This window comes from Streptomyces sp. NPDC094147 (assembly GCF_044764265.1).
Classification (GTDB): Bacteria; Actinomycetota; Actinomycetes; order Streptomycetales; family Streptomycetaceae; genus Streptomyces.
In genome coordinates this window covers 53,100-75,523 of record NZ_JBIWHT010000017.1, presented here as the reverse complement: position 1 = coordinate 75,523, position 22,424 = coordinate 53,100, and the positions used below count along the sequence as shown (strand labels likewise).

The window sequence follows — 22,424 nt, the reverse complement described above, 5'->3', positions numbered from 1 at the left end:
CCCCCAAGCTCTTGACGAGCAGGGGGGGACCCCCATCGCGTCGCCGCCCTCCTCCGCCTTGCAGCTGCACGTGCCACGCCCCCGCTCACCAGCGCCGAAAGGGCGGCCCGGACCGAAGGCGGCCAGACCCACCGGACAGGCCCTAGCGAGCCAGCGCCTGTTCCGCCTGTTCGCTGCGGGGTTCGGCGAAGCGCGTCAGGGGGGTGGGCTCCTCGCGGTGGGCGGGGTCGCGGACCTCGCCCACCAGCATTTCCAGGACGTCCTCCAGGGCGACCAGGCCGAGCACCCGGCCCGAGCCGTCCGCGACCTGGGCGAGGTGGGCGGCCGCGCGGCGCATCACCGTCAGGGCGTCGTCCAGGGGCAGTTCGGCGCGCAGCACGGCGAGCGGCCGCCACAGCTGCTGCGGCACCGCGCGCTCCCGGTCCTCCACGTCGAGTACGTCCTTGACGTGCAGGAAGCCCATGAAGGCGCCGCCCTCCGCGCACACCGGGAAGCGGGAGTATCCGGTGCGTACCGTCAGCTCCTCCAGCTCCCGGGGCGTGACCGAGCAGCCGACCGTGATGAGCGAGGCCCGGTCGAGCAGGACGTCCGTCACCGGGCGGCTGCCCAGCTCCAGGGCGTCCTCCAGGCGTTCCTGGGCCTCGGGCGCGAGCAGCCCGGCCTGGCCGGAGTCCTCGACGAGCCGGCCGAGCTGGACGCTGGTGAAGACGGCCTCCACCTCGTCCTTCGGCTCGACCCGGAAGAGCTTCAGGATCAGCCGTGCGCAGGCGCCGAGCGCGATCGTCACGGGCTTGCAGACCCGCGCGAAGGCGACCAGGCCCGGACTGAACCAGAGCGCGGTCTTCTCGGGCGCCGCCATCGCCAGGTTCTTCGGGACCATCTCGCCGATGACGAGGTGGAGGGAGACCACCAGGGCGAGGGCGATGACGTAGCCGAGCGGGTGGACCAGGCCCTCGGGCAGCCGGGCCGCCTGGAAGACGGGTTCGAGGAGCCGGGCCACGGTCGGCTCGGCGACCGCGCCGAGCGTCAACGAGCAGACGGTGATGCCGAATTGGGCGGCCGCCATCATCTGCGGCAGGTTCTCCAGGCCGTGCAGCACCTGGCGGGCCCGCGCGGATTCACCGGCGAGCGGTTCGATCTGGCTGCGGCGTACGGAGACGAGTGCGAACTCGGCGCCGACGAAGAAGCCGTTGGCGAGCACGAGGAGCAGCGCGAACAGGAGTTGGAGCAGGCTCATCGGACGGCCTCCGCCACCGGCACGTCGGCCGCCCGCACGAAGCGGACCCGTTCCGCGCGGTACCGCTCCACCTGGCGGACCTGGATCCGCCAGCCGGGCAGCTCGACCCGGTCGCCCGGTACCGGGATCCGGCCGAGCAGGTCGGCGACCAGTCCGGCGACGGTCTCGTACGGGCCCTCGGGTGCGGCGAGGCCTATCCGGCTCAGCGAGAGGATCCGGCAGCTGCCGTCGGCCTCCCAGGCGGGGCGGCCGTCCTCGCCGGCCACCACGGCCAGTTCGGGGCGGGCGGCGTCCGCGCGGTCGTGTTCGTCGCGCACCTCGCCGACCAGTTCCTCGACGATGTCTTCGAGGGTGACCACGCCGGCCGTGCCGCCGTACTCGTCCACGACGACGGCTATGGGCTGTTCGCTGCGCAGCCGTTCGAGGAGCTGCTGCACCGGCAGGGTCTCCGGGACGAGCAGCGGCGGCACGGCGATCAGGCCGACCGGGGTGCGCAGCCGCTCCGGCGGACGCACCGCGAGTGCGTCCTTGAGGTGGACCATGCCGACGACCTCGTCGATCCGGTCCCGGTAGACCGGGAAGCGGGAGAGTCCGGTGGCCCGGGTGAGGTTGAGGACGTCGGCGGCGGTCGCGGTGGTCTGCAGGGCGCTGACCTTGACGCGCGGGGTCATCACGTTCTCGGCGGTGAGGTGGCCGAGCGAGAGGGTCCGTACGAAGAGGTCGGCGGTGTCCTGTTCCAGCGCGCCGGCCAGCGCCGAGTGCTTGACCAGGGAGGCCAGTTCGCCGGGGGTGCGGGCGGAGGCCAGCTCGTCGGCGGGTTCCACCCCGAGCGCCCGCACCAGGCGGTTGGCCACGGCGTTGAGCAGGGCGATCACCGGGCGGAAGAGCCGCGAGAAGCGGTTCTGCGGTCCGGCGACGAAGCGGGCCACCTGGAGCGGCCGGGAGACCGCCCAGTTCTTCGGGACGAGCTCGCCGATCACCATCTGGACGGCGGCGGCGAGCAGCATGCCGAGGACGACGCTGATGCCGGAGGCGGCGCCGGCCGGGAGGCCGGTGGCGCCGATCGGCCCGTCGAGCAGGTCGGCGAGTGCCGGCTCGGCGAGCATGCCGACGACCAGCGAGGTGATGGTGATGCCGAGCTGGGTGCCGGAGAGCTGGAAGGACAGCTCGCGCAGGGCCTCCACCACGGTGCGGGCCCGGCGGTCGCCCTCGGCGGCGGCGCGCTCGGCGTCCGGCCGGTCGACGGTGACCAGGCCGAATTCGGCCGCCACGAAGAAGCCGTTGGCGAGGATCAGCAGGAATGCCGCGGCGAGCAGCAGAAGCGTGATGGTCATGCCGCCGCCTCCTGGGAGGGGGCGGCGCAGGTACTACCGGACGATCCGTCCATTGCTGGAGGGAGTCACTCCTCGGGTCGCTGGTGCCCCGCGGCCGATGATGCAGGCCCGTGTGCGGGACGGGGCGCACTCGGCGCCGCCGACATCAGAGTAATCAAGATGGTGCCAGGTGGGGCAGGGGGCTCAGCCGTTGTCGTGAGCCGCGCCGGGTGAATCGGCGTGCGTCCCGTGGACTTCGGCGAGCGCGCGCAGCGCCTTGGCGTCGCGGATCGCCTGGGCCTTGCCGATTCCGGGCTGGATGCCGAGCGCGGGCAGGCTGGTGCCGTCGCTGAGGTCGAGGAAGACCCAGGGGTCGCCCGGACGGAGGTTCACCCGGAGGATCTCCGCCCAGGCGAGCCGGCGCCTGGCGGTGAGGTTGACGACCGTGACGCCCGCGTCGTCTGCGACGACCTTGGGCCTGCTGAGCAGTACGAGCACCCCGAGGAACAGGGCGGCCATGAGGATGAAGCTGCCCCGCTCGCCCCCGCTCAGGCCCTCCAGGAGCAGCGACATCGCCGTCATGGCGACGAACATGGCGGCTCCGCTGATCAGCAGGACTGCCCGGGTGCGGGTCGGCCTGAACGTGACCGGCAGGACGGGCGGTTGGGGCGCGGGGGCGGACACGGTGTCGTTCGCTTTCGTTGCTGTCGCGGGCCGGGCGTCGGAGCCCGTGTCCGAACCCCGGGGTCCGGACACGGAGCGGGCTCTCAGAGGCGGCAGGCGTGGATGGCCGTGGTGAGGATCGCGCGGGCGCCCAGCTCGTACAGGTCGTCCATGACCCGCTGGGAGTCCTTGGCGGGGACCATCGAGCGGACCGCCACCCAGCCCTCGTTGTGCAGCGGGGAGATCGTCGGCGACTCCAGGCCCGGGGTGAGGGCGACGGCGCGCTCCAAGTGCTCGGCGCGGCAGTCGTAGTCCATCATCACGTAGCTGCGGGCCACCAGGACGCCCTGGAGGCGGCGCAGGAACTGCTGGACCTTCGGGTCGTCGGCGGTGGCGCCGGTGCGGCGGATGACGACCGCCTCGGACTTCATGATCGGCTCGCCGATGACTTCGAGGCCCGCGTTGCGCAGCGAGGTGCCGGTCTCCACGACGTCCGCGATGACCTGGGCGACGCCCAGCTCGATGGCGGTCTCGACGGCGCCGTCGAGGTGGACGACAGCGGCGTCGACGCCGCTGTCCGCGAGGTGCTTGGCGACGATGCCCTCGTAGGAGGTCGCGATCGTCATGCCGCCGAAGTCGGCGATGCCGCTCGCGGTGCCGGGCTTGGTGGCGTAGCGGAAGGTGGAGCGGGCGAAGCCGAGCGGCAGGATCACCTCGGCGTTCGCACCGGAGTCGACCAGGAGGTCCTGGCCGGTGATGCCGATGTCGAGCCTGCCCGCGGACACGTAGATCGCGATGTCCTTGGGGCGCAGGTAGAAGAACTCGACCTCGTTCTCGGGGTCGACGAGGACGAGCTCCTTCGACTCCTTGCGCATCTGGTAGCCGGCCTCATGGAGCATCGCCGACGCAGGTCCGGACAGTGAACCCTTGTTGGGGACGGCGATGCGCAGCATGAGGTCAGCTTCCTTAGTTCGGTGATGTGGGAAGTGCGGGCGTGCTCAGAGGTGGGCGTAGACGTCGTCGAGGGAGATCCCGCGCGCGACCATCATCACCTGGACGTGGTACAGCAGCTGCGAGATCTCCTCGGCGGCGGCTTCCTTGCCCTCGTACTCGGCGGCCATCCAGACTTCGGCGGCCTCCTCGACGACCTTCTTGCCGATGGCATGCACGCCCTTGTCCACCAGCTCGGCGGTGCGGGAGGTGGACGGGTCGCCATGGGCGGCCTTGAGCTGGAGCTCCGTGAAGAGCTCTTCGAAGCTCTTGGAGGGTTTGTTCGCCATGATGCTTCTTAGGGTAAGGGGTGGGGTTGCTCGCTCAGCGCCAGGGTTCGCTGACGGTGCGCAGCGTGGTCGCGGTGGCCACGGCGGCGGTGACCGCTTCATGCCCCTTGTCCTCGTTCGACCCTTCGAGGCCGGCCCGGTCCAGGGCCTGCTCCTCGGTGTCGCAGGTCAGCACGCCGAAACCGACGGGTACGCCGGTGTCGACGCTGACCTGGGTGAGTCCGTTGGTGACACCCTGGCACACATACTCGAAGTGCGGGGTGCCGCCCCTGATGACGACGCCGAGCGCGACGATGGCATCGTAGCCGCGGCCCGCGAGCACCTTCGCCACGACCGGCAGTTCGAAGCTGCCGGGGACGCGCAGCAGCGTCGGCTCGTCGATGCCGAGTTCGTGCAGGGCGCGCAGCGCGCCGTCGACGAGTCCGTCCATCACCTTTTCGTGCCACTGTGCCGCGATCACGGCGACACGGAGGTCTCCGCAGTTGCGTACGGACAGTTCGGGTGCGCCCTTGCCACTCACGTGCTCTCCTCAGGTGTTTCTCGGGTGTGCTTCTACTGGTTGCCGCAGGCGGACATCGACGTCGGGTCGGTGTCCAGCCACGGCAGGTCGTGACCCATCCGGTCCCGCTTGGTCCGCAGGTACCGCAGGTTGTGCTCGCCCGCCTGGACGGGCATGGCCTCGCGTCCCGACACCTTCAGGCCGTGCCGTACGAGCGCGGTGATCTTGTCGGGGTTGTTGGTCATGAGCCGCAGGCTGTGCACGCCGAGGTCGGCGAGGATCTGGGCGCCCGCCGCGTAGTCGCGGGCGTCGGCGGGCAGGCCGAGCTCCAGGTTGGCGTCCAGGGTGTCGCGGCCGCGCTCCTGGAGTTCGTACGCCCGCAGCTTGGACAGGAGGCCGATGCCGCGCCCCTCGTGGCCGCGCAGGTAGACCACCACGCCGCGGCCGGCTTCGGTGATGCGTTCCATGGAGGCCTGGAGCTGGGGGCCGCAGTCGCAGCGCAGGGAGGAGAAGATGTCGCCGGTCAGGCACTCGGAGTGGACCCGGACCAGGATGTCCTCGCCGTCGCCGAGCTCGCCGTGGACGAGGGCGACGTGCTCGACGCCGTCGACGGTGGAGCGGTAGCCGTACGCCGTGAACTCACCGGAGGCGGTGGGCAGATGGACCTCGGCCTCGCGGCGGACGGTCGGTTCCGAGGAGCGCCGGTAGGCGATCAGGTCCTCGATGGAGATGATCGACAGTCCGTGCTTGCGGGCAAACGGGACGAGCTCGGGAAGCCGCAGCATCACGCCGTCCTCGCCCGCGATCTCGACGATGGCGCCGGCCGGGGCGAGCCCGGCGAGCCGGGCGAGGTCGACCGCGGCCTCGGTGTGGCCGTTGCGGACGAGCACGCCGCCGGGCTTGGCGCGCAGCGGGAAGACGTGGCCGGGGCGTACGAAGTCGTCGGCGCCGGACCGGCCGTCGGCGAGCAGGCGCAGCGTGGTGGCGCGGTCGGCGGCGGAGATGCCGGTGCTCACGCCGTGCGCGGCGCTCGCGTCGACGGAGACGGTGAAGGCCGTCTTCATCGACTCGGTGTTGTGGTCGACCATCTGCGGCAATTGGAGCCGGTCGAGCGCCTCGCCCTCCATGGGCGCGCAGATCAGGCCGCGGCACTCGCTCATCATGAAGGCGACGATCTCGGGAGTGGCCTTCTCGGCGGCGATGACGAGGTCGCCCTCGTTCTCGCGGTCCTCGTCGTCCACGACGACCACGGGCCGGCCGGCCGCGATGTCGCGGATGGCCTGCTCGACGGGGTCGAGGGCGAGGTCCTCGCGGTTGTCGGTGGAGTACCAGGTGGGTGCGTGCGTGGTCATGCCGTCGCTCCTTCCAGGACGGGCTTGACGCTCGTGCGCGAGCGCAGCCACCAGTCGCGCATGCCCCACAGGACGAGCGCGCCGTAAATGACGTAGACGAAACCGGAGAAGGCGTAGCCGTTGGCGAAGTTGAGGGGCACGCCCACGAGGTCGACGAGCAGCCAGGCGAACCAGAACTCGACCATGCCCCGGGCCTGGGCGAACATGGCGACGACGGTGCCGACGAAGACGTAGGCGTCGGGCCACGGGTCCCAGGACAGCGACGGGTAGGCGGTGAAGAGGCCCGCGACGGCCACCGTGCCGAGGGCGGCGCCGCCGAGCAGGAAGGCCCGCTCCCGCCAGGTGGCGAACCGTACGGCGATGGTGCCGTCCTGCGCCTGCTGCCTGCCGCGGCTCCAGGCGAGCCAGCCGCCGGCGGCCACGGCCATCACCACGACCTGCTTGCCCGCGCTGCCGGAGAGGTGTCCGGCGGCGAAGGCCACGAACAGGATGAGGCCCGACACGAACTGGGCGGGCCAGGTCCATATGGAGCGCCGCCAGCCGAGCGCGAGGGCGACGAGCCCGATCGTGTTGCCGATCATGTCCGACCACTTGATGTGCTGCCCGAAGACCGTGAAGGCCTCACCGTTCAGCCAGTTCACTGCGCTCACTTGGCGTTCCCCCCGTGGCTCGCGCCGAGCAGCCGCTCGACGTACTTGGCGATGACGTCGACCTCCAGGTTGACCGGGTCGCCGGGCTGCTTGATGCCGAGCGTGGTCAGCGCGAGGGTGGTCGGGATGAGGCTGATGGTGAAGTAGTCGGCGGCGGCCTCCACGACGGTGAGACTGACGCCGTCCACGGTGATGGAGCCCTTCTCCACGACGTACCGGGAGAGGTCACCGGGAAGCGAGATCTTGACGATCTCCCAGTTCTCGGAGGGCGTGCGCGCCACGACCGTGCCGGTGCCGTCGACGTGGCCCTGCACGATGTGCCCGCCGAGCCGGCCGCCGACGGCCATGGGCCGCTCCAGGTTGACCCGGGAGCCGACTTCGAGGGCGCCGAGGCTGGAGCGCTTCAGCGTCTCGTCCATCACGTCCGCGGTGAACTCGCCGCCCCCGAACTCCACGACGGTCAGACACACGCCGTTGACGGCGATCGAGTCGCCGTGGCCGGCGCCCTCGGTGACGACGGGGCCGCGCAGACGGAAGCGGGAGGCGTCACCGAGGTTCTCGATGGCGGTGACCTCACCCAGCTCTTCGACGATTCCGGTGAACACGCTCAACGCTCCTTGACGGAAGGGGTGGCAGTAATGCGCAGATCGGGGCCGATGCGCACGGTCTCGCTGATGTCGAGACGCAACGCCTCGGCGATGGTGGAGATTCCGGCGTCGGCGAGGGCAGCGGGCCCGGCGCCGAGCAGGACGGGCGCGAGGTAGCCGACGACCTTGTCGACGGCGCCCGCGGCGACGAAGGCGCCGGCCAGTGCCGGGCCGCCTTCGAGGAGTACGGAGCGCACGCCCCGCGCGTGCAGGGCGGCGAGCAGGGCCGCGACGTCCAGTCCGGCGGCGGCGCGCGGGATGCGCACGACCGCTTCTTCGGGCAGGTGGGCCGCGTCGGCGTCCTCGGCGACCGCGATCAGGGTGGGCGCGGCGCCGTCGAGGATGCGGGCGCCCGCCTTGACGGCGGTGGCATTGGTGTCAACTGCCAGCCGAAGGGGCTGAGTTGCTCCTTCGATGCCGCGGACCGCGAGGTGCGGGTCGTCGGTGCGGGCGGTGCCGGAGCCGACGACCACGGCGTCGGACTCGGCGCGCAGCCGGTGGACGTCGGCGCGGGACTCGGGGGAGGTGATCCAGCGGCTGGTGCCGTCGGCGGCGGCGATCCGGCCGTCGAGCGTCGCCGCGTACTTCCAGGTGACGTGGGGGCGGCCGAGCCGTACGGAGGTGAGCCAGGCGGTGTTGACCGCCTCGGCCTCGGCGGCGAGGAGGCCCCGCTCGACCTGGACGCCGGCCGCGCGCAGCGTGTCGGCGCCGCCGGTGGCCTGGGGGTTTGGATCGCCGACCGCGTAGAAGACGCGGGTGACGCCGGCCTCGATGAGCGCCTGGACACAGGGGCCGGTGCGGCCGGTGTGGTTGCAGGGTTCGAGGGTGACGTAGGCGGTGCCGCCGCGGGCCTTGCCGCCTGCGGCTTCGAGGGCGTGGACCTCGGCGTGCGGGCCGCCGGCCCGCTGGTGGAAGCCCTCGCCGACGAGTGCGCCCGAGGCGTCGGTGATGACGCATCCGACGACCGGGTTGGGGCTGGTGGAGCCGAGTCCGCGCGCGGCGAGCTCAATGGCCCGTCGCATGGCGTCTGCGTCGGCTGCGGTGTCCACCGGGTCCTCCTGCCTCTTCGGGCACGGACTCCGGGGCCTGTCGATGACGACAGAGAGCGGGAAACGGGACCATCGCGCACAGCTCACGCCATGGCCGAAAGAGACCGGTGCCCTGGATGGCGACCGGTAACAGACGGCCGACGCGACCGTGGAACGGTCCGCCCGCCGCGCACTGCCTCCCATCCGGACTTTCACCGTCGGTCCAGGAATTTCACCTGATCAACCGGCCGCTGGATGCGGACGGGTCGCGGACTATTACCGCCGGTTCGGAATTACACCGACCCCGGAGTGCGCTGCTGCTGGTACACGGCCAGTGTGCCACGCCCGATCGAGGGCCATGCGAGTGAACGGTTGTGGCCTGGCTCACAAGGTGCCGGATTCGAGCGAGTCTCAAGCCGGACGCCGGGAAGAGGCCCCTCCCCTTCCGGTACGGGCCCGGCGACGCGTCCGGTCCCACCTCTTGACGCAATGGTCTAGTCCTCTTAATCTCTGCGTCACCTCCCAGGAGAGGCCCTGCCGGTGTGCGCGGCCCCTGACGCCCGGCGGCGGTCTCCCGGCCCTTGGCCGCCGTCGGGCTCGTACTCCCGGAGTTCTCCTACGGCTTGGGAGCGAAGAGCTCGTCCTGGGCCGCGTCCCGCGCGGTCAGCAGGGCGCCGCACAGCACCGCGCGGTCGCCGAGCCCACTGGGTCTGACCTCGGTGGCGAGCGGAGTGAGACCGGCGAGCCGGTGCTGCACCCGGGCGGCGAGCAACTCCCCGCCCGCGTGGCCCAGTTCACCGCCCAGGACGATCAGACCGGGGTCGAGGACCGCGACCACGCTCGCCGCCCCGATGGCGATCCGTTCGGCCAGCGCGTCGAGGAACGGTCCGTCGGCGTCGCGTACCGCCGCCTGCCCGCCGCCCGTCCGGCCGTGTTCGGCAGCGAGCCGGGTGACCGCGCCCGCGTGCACCAGTTCATGGAAGCCCCCGTCGCAGCCGGTCGCCGACGGCAGTGCGCCGGTGCCGGGCACCGGCAGGAAGCCGATCTCCCCCGCCCCGCCCGAGGCGCCCCGGCGCAGCTTCCCGTCCAGGACGACGGCGGCGCCGACGCCCTGCCCGAGCCAGAGCAGCACGAAGGTGTCCTGCCCGCGGGCCGCGCCGAGCCGCTGCTCGGCCACGGCGGCCAGATTGGTCTCGTTCTCGACCAGGACGGCGGCGCTCAGGCGGCGCGCGAGTACGGAGGCGAGTTCGCGGTGCCAGCCGGGCAGCCCGCCGGTGTCGCGCAGTTCGCCGCTCGCCGGGTCGATCAGGCCGGGGGCGCCGATGCCCACGCTGTGCAGCCGCTCCGCGCCCGCCTCCTTGGCCGTGCGCTCAAGCAGCGCGACGGCCTGCTCGACGACGGGCCCCGTGCCGGCGTCCGGCTCGATCGGCAGCGTCGCCTCGGCCAGCGTCCGGCCCAGCAGATCGGCGACGACGAGGGAGACGCTGCGGGTGCGGACGTCCAGGGCCGCGAGATGGGCCCGGTCGGCGACGATGGAGTACAGCCGGGCGTTGGGGCCGCGCCGCTCGGCGCCGGACTCCCCCACGACATGGACCAGACCCGCATCCTGGAGGCGTTCCACGAGGTCGGCGACGGTGGGCCGGGACAGTCCGGTGAGCTTCTTCAACTGGCCTGCCGTCAACGGGCCCTCGTCCTGCAGGAGGCGCAGGGCGAGCTGGTCGTTGATGACCCGTGCGGTGCTCGGAGATGCGGGCATGCCGGGAATCCTTCCAGATCGCCGAAAGCCGGTTGCCGCCCGTTCTATTTATCAGGCAGGGTTCCTGATAGTTTACGGCGCGGCGGCGGGGAGGCCGCCCCGGGGGAGGGGGAATGCGGCCGATGACAGCCGAACCGGCTCTGGATCAACGGCAGTTGAGGCGGGCGAGGATCGCGGTCGCCGCAGTCTTCTGTGTGCACGGCGCGGTCACCGGCAACTTCGCCACCCGGGTCCCCTGGATCCAGGAGCACGCCGGGGTGTCCACCGGCCGGCTAGGCATCGCACTCGCCTTCCCGGCGATCGGCTCGTCCCTGCTGATGCCGCTGTCCGGCGCCGTCACCCACCGGTTCGGCGCCCGCACCGCGCTGCGCGGGCTGCTCGCCCTGTGGACGCTGGCCCTGGCGCTGCCCGCGCTCGCCCCGAACGTCTACACATTGTGCGCGGCGCTCTTCGTGTACGGCGCGACCGCGGGCATGGCGGACGTGGCGATGAACGCGCTGGGCGTGGAGACCGAGAACCGCCTCGGCCGTTCGATCATGTCGGGTCTGCACGGCATGTGGAGCGCGGGGGCGCTGATCGGCTCGGCGGCCGGCACGCTGGCCGCGCACCTGGGGGCCGACGCGCGGCTGCACCACGTGGTCGCCGCCGCCACGCTCACCCTGCTCGGCCTCGCCGCCTGCCGGGGCGTGCTCGATCTGCGCAGCTCGCCCGGTGCGGCACCGCCGCCGCGGTTCACGCTGCCGCCCAGGTCGGCGCTGGTCATCGGCCTGGTGGGGTTCTGCGCGGTGTTCGCGGAGGGCGCCAGCCTGGACTGGTCGGCGGTCTATCTGCGTGACGAGCTCGGCAGTTCGGCCGGGGCGGCGGCGGCCTGCACCACCGCGTTCACCCTGACCATGGCGGTGGCGCGGATCGCCGGTGACAAGGTGGTCGACCGTTTCGGCGCGGTGCGGACGGTGCGCGGCGGAGGTGTTCTGGCCACGCTCGGCGGGCTGCTCGTGGTGGTCGCGCCGGGCCCCGCGGCGGCGATGAGCGGATTCGCGCTGCTGGGCCTGGGCGTGGCGGTCGTCGTGCCGCTCGCCTTCGCGGCGGCGGGGCGCAGCGGTCCCAACCCGAGTCAGGCCATCGCGGGCGTCGCGACCATCACGTACACCTCGGGCCTGGTCGCGCCGTCCGCGATCGGTTCGATCGCGGATCTGACCTCGCTCGTGGTGTCGTTCGGCCTGGTGACGGTGCTCGGTCTCGGACTCGTCGCGGGGGCCCGGGTCCTGCGGGCGGGTGCCCGCCCGCAGACGGCGGTCAGCTCCGCGGACGCAGCAGCGCCTGCCCGTCGGCCCTGAACCGGTCGCTCCAGGGCGTGGGGCGCAGTTCGGCCGGGTCGAGGCGGACGAGCACCCGGGTGCCGTGGGCGTACGTCCGCGAACCGTCGGCCGAGCAGAAGCGGAAGCCGTACGTCAGGCCGGTCCTGCCGAGTCGCTCCAGCCAGAGGTGGACGGCGTACCCGCCGGGGCGGCTGACCGGCGCCTCGTAGCCGATGCGCAGTTCCTTGACGGCGTTGCACGAGTCCCCGGCCGCCACCCAGTCCCCGTCGAAGCCGTAGCCGCGCTCGTTCCAGTAGCCGGTCCAGGCGCGCTCGACCAGCACCGGGTAGCGGGCGTTGTGCAGCAGTCCGAGCGCGTCGAGATCGTCGAAGTGGACGGCGACGGGGACCAGGCAGCCATAGGAGACGGGCAGGGTTTCGGCGGTCACGGGCGGGGCTCCTGAGCTGCTGGTCCGAGGCCGGCGGCGAGATGCCGACGAGGCGATTTCCAGCCATCCTAAGCAAACGCTCATACACCCTGCCCGGGTGGGGCCGCCGGGTTGGAGCGCGGGCGTCGGCCCGCGAAAGGAGCGCCCCCTCGGTCCGGCATTAACATTTGGCCTGGACTTTTCGAATCAACCTTGCCGAATCACCCTGTCGAATCACCGACACCTACGGACGAACTGGAGCGACCCCATGCGTCTCGGCGTGCGCTGGACCTTGCACGGCGACGGGCGGACCCCCGCTCCAGGAGCCGTCGTACGCCCCGACGAACGGCTCTCCTGGCCGCGCACCATCGGCCTCGGCGCCCAGCATGTGGTGGCGATGTTCGGTGCCTCCTTCGTGGCCCCCGTCCTCATGGGCCTCGACCCGAACCTCGCGATCATGATGTCCGGCATCGCGACGGTCATCTTCCTGCTCGCCACCAAGGGGCGGGTGCCCAGCTATCTCGGCTGCTCGCTGTCCTTCGTCGGCGTCGCCGCCGCGATCCGGGCGACCGGCGGCACCAGCGCCACCGTCACCGGCGCGGTCTTCGTCGTCGGCGTGGTGCTCTTCTTCGCGGGTGTCGCCGTGCAGCGGTTCGGCGCGCGGATCATCCATGCCGCGATGCCGCCGATCGTCACGGGCGCCGTCGTCATGCTGATCGGCTTCAACCTGGCGCCGGTCACCGCGTCCACGTACTGGCCGCAGGACCAGTGGACGGCGCTCATGGTGATGCTGTTCACCGGTCTGGCCGTGGTGTGCCTGCGCGGCTTCTTCTCCCGGATCGCGATCTTCCTCGGGCTGATCTTCGGGTACGCCGTCTCCTGGCTCCTCGACCGGGTCTTCGGGAAGATCCACTCGGTGCACGGCGGCCCGGCGGCCGTGGACCACTGGCGCCTCGACCTCTCGGGCGTCGGCAAGGCCGACTGGATCGGACTGCCGGCCTTCCACGCCCCGAGCTTCGAATGGTCCGCGATCCTCGTCGCGCTGCCCGTCGTCATCGCCCTGATCGCGGAGAACGCCGGACACGTCAAGGCCGTCGGCGAGATGACCGGCGCCGACCTCGACGACCAGCTGGGCACCGCGATCGCCGCCGACGGCGCCGCGTCCATGCTGTCGACCGCGGTCGGCGGCCCGCCCAACACCACGTACTCCGAGAACATCGGCGTCATGGCCGCCACCCGCGTCTACTCGACCGCCGCCTACTGGGCCGCCGCCGGATTCGCGCTGCTCTTCGGTCTGTGCCCCAAGTTCGGCGCGGTCGTCGCGGCCATCCCCGGCGGCGTCCTCGGCGGCATCACCGTCATCCTGTACGGCATGATCGGCCTGCTCGGCGCGCAGATCTGGATCAACGCCAAGGTCGATCTGCGCAATCCGCTGAACCTGGTGCCGGCCGCCGCGGGCATCATCATCGGCGTCGGCGGCGTCACCCTGAAGTTCACCGAGAACTTCCAGCTCAGCGGCATCGCACTCGGCACGATCGTGGTCATCACCGGCTACCACGTGCTGCGCGCACTGGCCCCGGCCCACCTCAAGCAGCAGGAGCCGCTGCTCGATTCGGGCACATCGTCGTACGAGACGAACGAGGCGTAGGAAGCCGACGGGCCGCCCACCGGCCGCGTATTCATCCGTTCCGGTCAAGCCCGGGTCCGGCGGCGCTCGGCGCGGCGGCGGGCTGGGACGCTGCCCCCATGACGCAGACCGGACACCTTCCGCACGCCGACCGGTTCGCCGCGCCGCTCGGCCCCGTGGTGCGGCGGATGCGCGCGCTGCGGGCCGATCTGCCGGCCCGGGACGGCATCGCGGTCTTCAACCGGGTCTATCTGGAAGTCACCGAGGAGATCGCCCGGCTCCTCGGACGCGGCGCGTTCGGCGATCCACGGGCCGCGGCCACCCTCGACGTGCTGTTCGCGGCGCGCTATCTCGCGGCCGTGGACGCGGCGTCGGCCGGGCGGCGCCCGCCGGACTGCTGGCGCCCGCTGTTCCAGTACCGGCGCCATCCCGGCGTCCATCCCCTGCAGTTCGCGCTGGCCGGGATCAACGCGCACATCGGGCACGACCTGGCGCTCGCCGTGATGGACAGCTGCCGCCGGCTCGGCGTCGAACCCGCCGCTCTGGAACGGGACTTCGACCGCGTGGGCGACACGCTCGCGGCCCTGGAGGAGCGGATCCGCGAGGAACTCATGCCGGGGCCCGACCTGTTGGAGGTGGCCCATCCTCTGACCCACCTCCTCGCGTCCTGGAGCCTGGAGCGGGCCCGGGAAGCCTCCTGGTCCGCGGCGAGAGTGCTGTGGCAACTGCGGGAACTTCCGGGCCTCGTCCAGGAGTTCACAGATCGGTTGGACTCGGGCGTCGGCCTTGTGAACCGGTGCCTGCTCACACCGCTTTCTCGTTCCGACTGAGGAGTGACCATGACGATCCGGCTCGGACTCGGCCTTCCGCAGATGAAGCAGTACGACATCGGCCGCGATGTGCCCGCGGTGGCACGGGCGGCCGAGGACATGGGTTTCGAGAGCCTGTGGGTCTTCGAGCGGGTGCTGTTCCCCGAGCCCGCCACCCAGGGTCTGTACGGCGTTCCGGGCCTGCCCTGGCCCGACGTCTACCGCTCGGTCGCCGACCCGCTGGTCACGCTGACGCTGGCGGCCGCGGCGACCGAGCGGGCCCGGCTCGGCTCCAGCGTGCTGATCGCTCCGCTGCACGTGCCGTTCCAGCTGGCCCGCTCGCTCGCCTCGCTGGACGCGGCGAGCGGCGGCCGGGTCCTCGCCGGGTTCGGCACGGGCTGGTCGCACGACGAGTTCGCGGCGGCGTCGGTGGCGCCCTTCGAGAAGCGGGGCAAGGTCCTGGACGAGCTCCTCGACGTGTGCGCCGCGGTGTGGGGCCCCGATCCGGTCGCGTATCAGGGCGAGTTGACGACCATCGCCCCGTCCGAGGTCGGCCCCAAGCCGGCCCGCCCCATCCCGGTCTACCTCCCGGCGATGGGCCCGCGCGCGGCCCGCCGCCTGGTGGACCGCGCGGACGGCTGGCTGCCCGTGGCCCAGGGCGCCGCCCAGCTCGCCGAGGCGTGGACCGGGCTCAGGGACCTGGCCGCCGAGCGCGGCAGGACCCGGCCCATCGAGGTCTGCGTCCGCGTCAACACCCGGTACACCGCGAAGCCGTACGAGGGTGCTCAGCGGCCTCCGTTCACGGGCAGCGCGGCCCAGATCGTGGAGGACCTCGCCGCACACGCCGTCGAAGGGGTCGGCGAGTTCCTGATAGACCTCCAGGGCTCCACGCGGGACGCCGAGGAGCTGAAGGACGTGGCCGAGGAGGTGTACGGCCTGGCCCGCGCGGCGGGCCTGTAACCGGGCCCCGGTCGGCAAAAACCAAACCGCTCCGGCGCTTGAGGAGCGGGGTTGCTGGAGGGGCGGCGCCCCCAGCAACCCCGCCCGCCGGAGGGGGCTCTCAGTCCTCGGGGAGCTCGACGGGCGCGATCTCCTCGTACAGGTCACCCGGCCCCGGGTTGGCCGCATCGGTCGCACCGCCGAAGTGGTGCATAACCCCCCACACCGCGTTCAGCGCGGTCTGCACCGCGCCCTCCGCCCAGCCCGCCGTCCACGAGATGTCGTCGCCCGCGAGGAAGATGCCCCGCTTGTCCTCGGGCAGCGAGTCCTGCATGAAGTGGGTGAACAGCCGCCGCTGGTAGCGGTAGTGGCCCGGCAGGTTCGCCTTGAACGCGCCCATGAAGTACGGCTCGTTCTCCCAGGAGACCGTCACCGGGTTGCCGATGATGTGGCCCCGGATGTCGACCTTCGGGTAGATCTCGCCGAGCGACTTGAGCATGACCTCCATGCGCTCGCCCGCCGAGAGCGGCAGCCACTTCAGGCTGTCGTCGCACCAGGTGTAGGAGAGGCAGATGACGGCGGGCTTGTCCGGCCCGTTGTCGAGCAGGTAGGTCCCGCGCGTCATGCGGTCGGTGAGCGTCATCGACATGACGTCACGGCCCGTCTCCTCATCCTTGTCCAGCCAGAACGGCCGGTCGACCGGGACGAAGAGCTTGGAGGACTCCATGTAGTGGGTGCGCTCGATCGCCGTCCAGTGGTCGATCGGGAAGAGCGAGTCGTCACAGGCGATCTTGGAGAGCAGCATCCAGGACTGCGCGGTGAAGATCGCCGCACGGTAGGTGCGGATGTCGCCGTCCGCGTCGGTCACCGTGATGCGGTTGCCCGCGGTGCGGTGCAACCGGGTCACTGCGGGCTTGGGGGCGCCGTCGTGCAGCGAGCTCAGCGAGGTGCCCGGCGTCCAGTGCACGAGCTTCTGCGGCTCGCGCTCCCACAGGCGCTGCGGCAGCTGCTGGGAGCCGCCGACTATGCCGCGGTGGTGGTCGTCGGCCTCGGTGTAGACAACGCGGAGGATCTCCAGGATGGAGTTCGGGAAGTCGGTGTCCCAGCCGCCGGTGCCGAAGCCGACCTGGCCGAAGATCTCGCGGTGCCGGAAGGACTTGAAGGCCTCCGACTCGCAGAGGAAGCCGTAGAAGGTCTGGTTGTCGAGCTTCTCCACCAGCTCGGCCCAGATCTCGCGGATGCGCGGGATGTCCCGCTCGCGGATCGCCTGGTTCATGTCGGAGAAGTCGGCGCCCTCTTCGAGGCAGGCGTTCCACGCGTCCATGACCTCGCGGTACACGGCCGGCAGCTCATCCACCGAAGTGGCGTAGTGGGACTCGCCCTTGAGGTCGACCACGGTCGAGGGGGTGTCGGGCGCGAGCGGGTTGGGGAACGGCTTGGTCTCCAGGCCCACCAGATCGATGTAGTGCTGGAGCGCGGTGGAGCACGGGGGGAACCGCATCGCGCCCATCTCGGCGGTCAGCTCGGGGTCGCAGCCCGGGAAGCCGACCGTGCGCAGCCGGCCGCCGATCTGGTCGGCCTCGTACACGACGGGCTTGAGGCCCATCTTCATCAGCTCGTACGCGGCGACGATGCCGGAGAGGCCGCCACCGATGACCGCCACCTCCGCGCCGTGCTCGGTCGCGGGTATCTGGCCGAGCCCGGCCGGGTGCGCGAGGAAGTCGTCGTACGCGTAGGGGAAGTCCGGCCCGAACATCGTGACGGGCGGCTGCTCGTCGATGTGCTGGACGGCGGTGGGCACCGTGGACGTCATGGGGTACGGACTCCTTGCACAGTACGGAAGTTGAGGGAGCTGGGGGCTCAGACGAGGGAGGCGTAGAGGCCGGGGCGGCGGTCGCGCAGATACGGGTTGCCGGCGCGCGAGGCGGCCAGGAACTCGGGGTCGACGTCGCCCACGACCAGTTCGGTGCCCCGGCCCGCGCGGGCCCGCGCCGCGCCGTCGGGACCGGCCAGACAGCTCAGCCCGACGAACTCGAACTCGCCTTCCGGCCCGGTCCGGTTGACGTACGCGATGTACAGCTGGTTCTCGAAGGCGCGCACCGGCACGACGGACTCGGCGACGAACTGGAAGGGGTGCATCTGCGCGGTGGGCACCAGGAGGAGGTCGGTGCCGGCCAGCGCGTGCGCCCGCACGTTCTCCGGGAACTCCACGTCGTAGCAGATCATCAGGCCGATGCGGAGGCCGTTCAGCTCGGCCTGGACGACCGGCTGCTCGCCCGGCGTGAACGCCTCCTGCTCGAAGCAGCCGAAGAGGTGGGTCTTGCGGTAGTTCGCGAGGCGGCCGCCGTCGGGGCCGATGAGCTGGACCGCGTTGTAGACGGTCTCGCCGTCGCGCTCGGGGTAGCCGTAGGCGACGGCCAGGCCGTGCCGTACGGCGATGTCGGCGATCGCCCGCGCACAGGGGCCGTCGGCGGCCTCGGCCAGCTTCGCCACGTTGTCGCCGATGGCGTACCCGGTGAGGAACAGTTCGGGGCAGACGAGCAGCCCGGCGCCGGTCGCGGCCGCCCGCCCGGCCGCTTCGTCCAGCGCCGTCAGGTTCGCGGCGACGTCCGAGAGCCGGCCGGAGCTCTGGAGCAGGGCGGTGCGCAACGGCGGCATGGGCAGTCCTCGGCAGGGGCGGAAGTGCATTGTGGGGTCGGATAGACGGTACGTTCCGCCGTTCGGCCCGGACAAGGCGCCACCGTTGCGCGCATCCGCATGATTCATTGCGCGTCCTGGCCGGTCGGCGGCGATTTGTTGCGTCGTCTTGACGCGGCCCTTACGACTTCGGGCCGGCTCTCCTCCCCCGTGCGGCGGAGCAGGCCCGGCCCACGGTGCGATGTGCGCGGCCGCGGGGCACGGAAGGCTGATGCTGCCCGGAACGACCGGGCACGCCACCTCGTGACCGTACGAAGGGTCCTGCCATGTCTCGCATCGCTTCCGTCCCCGCCCGCACCCGCGTCCTGGCCGTGGGCGCGGCCCTCCTGATCGCCGCCGCAGCCGTCGGAGCCACCGGAGCGGCGTCGGGCGCCGGGAACGGCGGCGACGGCGGCAAGCCCCGGGAGGCGGCCGCGCTGACCGGCACCGCCAAGCTGTACCGGCCGGCCGGGGACGACATCACGTTCAGCTTCGACGCGCATCTGGCGGCCAAGGACAACATGGACCCGGAGGCGGCGTACGGCACGTTCAGCTTCCGGCACGTCTTCCCGAACGGGCAGTCGGGCTGGGCGAAGGCGAAGGTGGACTGCCTGCTCACGGGCGGGAAGGTCGCCGTGGTGACCGGGATCGTGACCGACTCGAACACCCCGTTCAAGGGCAAGCGGGTCGGTGTCACCGTGAACGACCTGGGCAAGCACGACCGGCTCGGCTACAGCTGGGTCGGCAAGGACGCGGAGACCCAGCAGCTGCCGAAGTGCGTGAGCTCGGCCCCCTTCGAGAAGGTCAAGGAGGGGAGCGGCGACTTCAAGGTGCTGCCGTGGCAGCCGGTGTACCCGCAGCCCAAGTAGGCCGGGTCAGGCGGGCGACCCCGAGGTGTAGCGGCGCAGCAGCGGGGAGAGGACCAGCACGGACTTCGTGCGCTCGACGTACGGCTCGCCCGCGATCCGCTCCAGGACCCGCTCGAAGTGCCGCATGTCGGAGGCGAAGACCTGGACGATCGCGTCCGCCTCACCGGTGACGGTGGAGGCGGACGCGACCTCGGGGTAGCGCTCCAGGCCACGCTTGATGGCGTCGGGCGAGGTGTTGCGACGGCAGTAGATCTCGATGAACCCCTCGGTCTCCCAGCCGAGGGCCGCCGGGTCCACGCGGACGGTGAACCCGGTGATGGCCCCCTCGGCCCGCAGCCGGTCGACGCGCCGCTTGACGGCGGGCGCGGACAGACCGATCAGCGAGCCGATGTCGGCGTAGGAGCGGCGGGCGTCTTCAGCGAGCGCGTGGACGATGCGTTCGTCGAGGTCATTGAGTCGCACTGCGGGTGGATCACTTCTGTGAGGCGGTGGCCAGCCTGGAACGGCGGTAGCCGTATCCGAAGTAGATCACGAGACCGGCGACCATCCAGCCTCCGAAGTACTCCCAGGTGATCAGGGAGAGGTGCCACATCAGGTAGGCGCAGCTCAGGAAGCCGAACACCGGGATGGTCCAGCCGAGCGGCACCCGGAAGGTGCGCGGCATGTCCGGGCGGGTGCGGCGCAGTACCACGACCGCGACGTTGACCAGCGCGAAGGCGAACAGCGTGCCGATGCTGGTGGCGTCGGCGAGGTTGCCGAGCGGCACCGCGGCGGCCAGCACGCCGCAGAACAGCGACACGACCACGGTGTTGGCGACGGGCGTTCCGCTGCGCGGGCTGACCTTGGCGAACACCTTGGGGACCAGACCGTCGCGGGACATCGCGAAGAGGATGCGCGTCTGGCCGTAGAGCACGGTCAGGACGACGCTGGCGATGGCGATCACGGCGCAGGCGGCGAGCAGCGTGGCCCAGAAGGAGTGCCCGGTGACGTCCTTCATGATGCCGGCGAGGGCCGCTTCCGAGCCCTGGAACTGCTTCCAGGGGCGGGCGCCGACGGCGACGAACGCGACCAGGACGTACAGCGCGGTCACGATGACCAGCGAGAGCATGATCGCGCGGGGCAGGTCCTTCTTGGGGTTCTTCGCCTCCTCGCCGGCCGTGGAGGCCGCGTCGAAGCCGATGTAGGAGAAGAACAGGGTCGAGGCGGCCCCGCTGACTCCGGCCGTGCCGAGCGGCATGAAGTTCGAGTAGTTCCCCGACTTGAAGCCCATGAAGCCGATCACGCAGAACAGGATCAGGGCGGCGATCTTCACGCCGACCATGATCGTGTTGGCGCGGGCGGACTCACGGGCGCCGCCGAGCAGCAGCCCCATCGCGAGTACGACGACGATCAGCGCGGGCAGGTTGAATATCCCGCCGTCGCCGGGCGGCGCGGACAGCGCGTCCGGGATGGTGACGCCGATCGTGCCGTCCAGGAACTCATTGAGGTACTGGCCCCAGCCGACGGCCACCGCGGCGACCGAGACGCCGTACTCCAGGATCAGGCACCAGCCGCAGACCCAGGCGATGAGTTCGCCAAGCGTTGCGTAAGCGTACGAATACGAAGAGCCCGCGACCGGGATCGAGCCCGCCAGTTCGGCGTAGGACAGGGCGGAGAAGAGCGCCGTGAGGCCGGCGAGCACGAAGGAGATCGTGACGGCGGGTCCGGCCTTGGGGACGGCCTCGCCGAGCACCACGAAAATACCGGTGCCGAGCGTCGCACCGATGCTGATCATGGTCAGCTGCCACATGCCGAGCGAGCGCTTCAGGGAGCCGCCCTCGCCCTGGCCGCCCTCCTCGACCAGCGCTTCCACCGGCTTGCGCCGCATGAGACCGCGGCCGGGGCGCGAGGGCCCGGCGGCGGGGGCGTCGGTCGAAGGTGGCGCTGCGCCGTGATCCAACACTGAGGTGGCTCCTTATCGCTGCCGATCGGGCGGTGGGTGACCGCGGCGGTCCGACCATCCCGCATACAGGGATGTTCCGGGCAGCATGGAGCCTTCCCGTGGCCGGTTCCGCCGAGCAGGCGGTCCCCGCCACTCCACGTACGGCGAGAACCTTATGGGTTTCTGCTTCCCAGTCGTAATGCAGCAACCTTGCGCATCGCCGGTTGATCATTGCGCACAAGGGCGACGGATGGGTGTTTGTTGCACATCAACGTTCGATCCGTGCGTCGCGCCCGTTCCCGGTCGTCCACCGGGCGCCATTGACACCTGGCCCGGCCCGTTGCAGGGTCCGGCCCCATGGAGCGGGATGTGCGGGGCGGGATGCGGGCGGCCGGGCAGGGCCCTCGGGCCGTTCCCGAGGGGCGCGGAGCCGCCGGTTCGCACTGGCTGGATCCCGCCCCCTTTCTGCGCGGGGTGGCGTGGCTGGACGCCGAGGGGCGGGCGGTGCGCGCTGACCCCAAGGACGCGATGCGGCTGCCGTGGGACACCTGGGAGCGGGCCGCGCTGCCCATCGGGATGCGGATCGAGTTCACCGCGCGGGGCGCCTCGGCCGTCGAGATCCGCTACCGCGCCCGGGTGCCGGAGCCCGCCGACGCGCTGCACGCGCTCGCGCACACCTTCGCGCTCTGGCAGGGCGACCGGTGCCTCGCCGAGACGGCCGCGGTGCCGCTGGAGGAAGGGCGCGTACGCCTCCAACTGCCGCGCTCCAAGGGGCCGTTCACCGTGCATCCGCCCGAGTCGCAGTGCCCGAGGATCGTCGCGGTGCGCGCGGTCGGGGGCGCCATCGCCCCGGCCCCGCGCGGGCCCCGCTGGGTGGTGCACGGCGACTCCATCACCGAGGGCTGGTGGTCGACCCGGCCCGCGCACGCCTGGCCGGCCGTAGCGGGCCGCGCACTCGGCCTGGACACGGTGAACCTCGGCTACGCGGGCGCGGCCCGCGCCGAACTCCCCACCGCCGAACAGCTCGCGAGGCTGCCGGCCGATGTCATCACGCTCGCCTTCGGCACCAACTGCTGGTCGCGGACGCCGTTTTCGGCCAACTTGCTGTACGAGACGACGCTGGCGTTCCTGCGGCTCGTACGCCTGGGGCATCCGGACCTTCCGATCCTGCTGCTCTCCCCCGTGCTGCGCCCGGAAGCCGAGTCGTCCCCGAACCAGCTGGGGGCCACGCTCGCCGAGTTGCGCAGGGCCATGGAGGCGGCGGGCCGGGACCTCATCGGGTGCGGCGACCGGCGGCTGCACGTGCTGCCCGGCCGGGATCTGCTCGGCCCCGACGACCTCGCGGACGGCCTGCACCCCGACGACTCGGGGCACGCCAGGATCGCGGCCGCGGTGACGACGGCCCTCCGCGGAATTCTCTGACGGTACGTCAA

22 protein-coding genes and 1 riboswitch are annotated in these 22,424 nt (G+C 71.6%); of the genes, 6 read left to right on the top strand and 16 right to left on the bottom strand.

Features of this window, described 5'->3' with window-relative positions; translation table 11 throughout:
* Nucleotides 1-142 precede the first annotated feature (142 nt).
* From ACIQ8J_RS23715 to ACIQ8J_RS23665, 11 genes are all read right to left on the bottom strand, one after another.
* Entirely contained in the window at nucleotides 143-1,237 is a 1,095-nt protein-coding gene (locus tag ACIQ8J_RS23715; protein WP_403266406.1) for a hemolysin family protein, read from the bottom strand.
* Nucleotides 1,234-2,571, bottom strand: coding sequence for a hemolysin family protein (locus tag ACIQ8J_RS23710; RefSeq protein WP_403266403.1), 1,338 nt, complete (start codon nucleotides 2,569-2,571; stop codon nucleotides 1,234-1,236). Before ACIQ8J_RS23710 ends, ACIQ8J_RS23715 begins: the two co-directional genes overlap by 4 nt.
* 183 nt (nucleotides 2,572-2,754) lie before the next feature.
* On the bottom strand, nucleotides 2,755-3,234 hold the full coding sequence (locus ACIQ8J_RS23705; RefSeq protein ID WP_403266623.1) for a PH domain-containing protein: 480 nt from the start codon (nucleotides 3,232-3,234) through the stop codon (nucleotides 2,755-2,757).
* A gap of 83 nt (nucleotides 3,235-3,317) precedes the next feature.
* Complete coding sequence (gene hisG, locus ACIQ8J_RS23700; RefSeq protein WP_403266400.1) at nucleotides 3,318-4,166, bottom strand: ATP phosphoribosyltransferase; 849 nt, start codon at nucleotides 4,164-4,166, stop codon at nucleotides 3,318-3,320.
* A 45-nt stretch (nucleotides 4,167-4,211) separates the two neighbouring features.
* Nucleotides 4,212-4,493, bottom strand: a complete 282-nt coding sequence (locus tag ACIQ8J_RS23695) for a phosphoribosyl-ATP diphosphatase (RefSeq protein ID WP_403266397.1) — start codon at nucleotides 4,491-4,493, stop codon at nucleotides 4,212-4,214.
* Nucleotides 4,494-4,527: 34 nt separating this feature from the next.
* A complete protein-coding gene (gene ribH, locus ACIQ8J_RS23690; RefSeq protein WP_399051097.1) occupies nucleotides 4,528-5,013 on the bottom strand; it encodes a 6,7-dimethyl-8-ribityllumazine synthase in 486 nt (161 codons plus the stop codon).
* A gap of 32 nt (nucleotides 5,014-5,045) precedes the next feature.
* Complete coding sequence (locus ACIQ8J_RS23685) at nucleotides 5,046-6,344, bottom strand: bifunctional 3,4-dihydroxy-2-butanone-4-phosphate synthase/GTP cyclohydrolase II (protein ID WP_403266394.1); 1,299 nt, start codon at nucleotides 6,342-6,344, stop codon at nucleotides 5,046-5,048.
* A complete protein-coding gene (locus tag ACIQ8J_RS23680) occupies nucleotides 6,341-6,985 on the bottom strand; it encodes a nicotinamide riboside transporter PnuC (protein ID WP_403266620.1) in 645 nt (214 codons plus the stop codon). The genes ACIQ8J_RS23685 and ACIQ8J_RS23680 overlap by 4 nt, the downstream gene beginning before the upstream one ends.
* Nucleotides 6,986-6,990: 5 nt before the next feature.
* Nucleotides 6,991-7,599 (bottom strand): riboflavin synthase, encoded by a 609-nt coding sequence (locus tag ACIQ8J_RS23675; protein ID WP_403266392.1) that lies wholly within the window; start codon nucleotides 7,597-7,599, stop codon nucleotides 6,991-6,993.
* A 2-nt stretch (nucleotides 7,600-7,601) separates the two neighbouring features.
* Complete coding sequence (gene ribD / locus ACIQ8J_RS23670) at nucleotides 7,602-8,690, bottom strand: bifunctional diaminohydroxyphosphoribosylaminopyrimidine deaminase/5-amino-6-(5-phosphoribosylamino)uracil reductase RibD (protein WP_403266389.1); 1,089 nt, start codon at nucleotides 8,688-8,690, stop codon at nucleotides 7,602-7,604.
* 165 nt (nucleotides 8,691-8,855) lie between these two features.
* A riboswitch (FMN riboswitch) is annotated at nucleotides 8,856-8,986 on the bottom strand.
* Nucleotides 8,987-9,285: 299 nt separating this feature from the next.
* On the bottom strand, nucleotides 9,286-10,425 hold the full coding sequence (locus ACIQ8J_RS23665; RefSeq protein ID WP_403266386.1) for an ROK family transcriptional regulator: 1,140 nt from the start codon (nucleotides 10,423-10,425) through the stop codon (nucleotides 9,286-9,288).
* 122 nt (nucleotides 10,426-10,547) lie between these two features.
* Between ACIQ8J_RS23665 and ACIQ8J_RS23660 the strand changes: the two genes are divergently transcribed.
* Complete coding sequence (locus tag ACIQ8J_RS23660; RefSeq protein ID WP_403266384.1) at nucleotides 10,548-11,762, top strand: MFS transporter; 1,215 nt, start codon at nucleotides 10,548-10,550, stop codon at nucleotides 11,760-11,762.
* Here ACIQ8J_RS23660 and ACIQ8J_RS23655 read toward each other — a convergent pair.
* Nucleotides 11,722-12,171 carry an acyl-CoA thioesterase gene (locus tag ACIQ8J_RS23655; RefSeq protein WP_403266381.1) on the bottom strand — a complete coding sequence of 150 codons (450 nt, stop codon included), beginning with the start codon at nucleotides 12,169-12,171 and terminating at the stop codon, nucleotides 11,722-11,724. The two genes, ACIQ8J_RS23660 and ACIQ8J_RS23655, sit on opposite strands and share 41 nt — an antisense overlap.
* Before the next feature lie 247 nt (nucleotides 12,172-12,418).
* On the opposite strand from ACIQ8J_RS23655, the gene ACIQ8J_RS23650 reads away from it, so the two are divergent.
* From ACIQ8J_RS23650 to ACIQ8J_RS23640, 3 genes are all read left to right on the top strand, one after another.
* Nucleotides 12,419-13,798, top strand: coding sequence for a uracil-xanthine permease family protein (locus ACIQ8J_RS23650; RefSeq protein ID WP_403266379.1), 1,380 nt, complete (start codon nucleotides 12,419-12,421; stop codon nucleotides 13,796-13,798).
* A gap of 98 nt (nucleotides 13,799-13,896) precedes the next feature.
* Nucleotides 13,897-14,607 (top strand): DUF5995 family protein, encoded by a 711-nt coding sequence (locus ACIQ8J_RS23645; protein WP_403266376.1) that lies wholly within the window; start codon nucleotides 13,897-13,899, stop codon nucleotides 14,605-14,607.
* A gap of 9 nt (nucleotides 14,608-14,616) precedes the next feature.
* Nucleotides 14,617-15,546 (top strand): LLM class F420-dependent oxidoreductase, encoded by a 930-nt coding sequence (locus ACIQ8J_RS23640; protein ID WP_403266373.1) that lies wholly within the window; start codon nucleotides 14,617-14,619, stop codon nucleotides 15,544-15,546.
* 100 nt (nucleotides 15,547-15,646) lie between these two features.
* Here the strand turns inward: ACIQ8J_RS23640 and ACIQ8J_RS23635 are convergent, their stop codons facing one another.
* Both ACIQ8J_RS23635 and ACIQ8J_RS23630 read right to left on the bottom strand, forming a co-directional pair.
* Nucleotides 15,647-17,338, bottom strand: a complete 1,692-nt coding sequence (locus ACIQ8J_RS23635; RefSeq protein ID WP_403266370.1) for a flavin monoamine oxidase family protein — start codon at nucleotides 17,336-17,338, stop codon at nucleotides 15,647-15,649.
* A gap of 47 nt (nucleotides 17,339-17,385) precedes the next feature.
* A complete protein-coding gene (locus ACIQ8J_RS23630) occupies nucleotides 17,386-18,183 on the bottom strand; it encodes a carbon-nitrogen hydrolase family protein (RefSeq protein WP_403266367.1) in 798 nt (265 codons plus the stop codon).
* Nucleotides 18,184-18,488: 305 nt separating this feature from the next.
* On the opposite strand from ACIQ8J_RS23630, the gene ACIQ8J_RS23625 reads away from it, so the two are divergent.
* Nucleotides 18,489-19,070 (top strand): hypothetical protein, encoded by a 582-nt coding sequence (locus ACIQ8J_RS23625; protein WP_403266365.1) that lies wholly within the window; start codon nucleotides 18,489-18,491, stop codon nucleotides 19,068-19,070.
* Between the two features lie 6 nt (nucleotides 19,071-19,076).
* On the opposite strand, the gene ACIQ8J_RS23620 is transcribed toward ACIQ8J_RS23625, so the two are convergent.
* Complete coding sequence (locus tag ACIQ8J_RS23620) at nucleotides 19,077-19,532, bottom strand: Lrp/AsnC family transcriptional regulator (RefSeq protein ID WP_053724485.1); 456 nt, start codon at nucleotides 19,530-19,532, stop codon at nucleotides 19,077-19,079.
* A gap of 10 nt (nucleotides 19,533-19,542) precedes the next feature.
* Nucleotides 19,543-21,012: an amino acid permease gene (locus tag ACIQ8J_RS23615; RefSeq protein WP_403266361.1), complete on the bottom strand. Its 1,470-nt coding sequence runs from the start codon at nucleotides 21,010-21,012 to the stop codon at nucleotides 19,543-19,545.
* Between the two features lie 336 nt (nucleotides 21,013-21,348).
* Here ACIQ8J_RS23615 and ACIQ8J_RS23610 point away from each other — a divergent pair, with 336 nt between their 5' ends.
* Nucleotides 21,349-22,413: a GDSL-type esterase/lipase family protein gene (locus ACIQ8J_RS23610; RefSeq protein WP_403266358.1), complete on the top strand. Its 1,065-nt coding sequence runs from the start codon at nucleotides 21,349-21,351 to the stop codon at nucleotides 22,411-22,413.
* Nucleotides 22,414-22,424 lie beyond the last annotated feature (11 nt).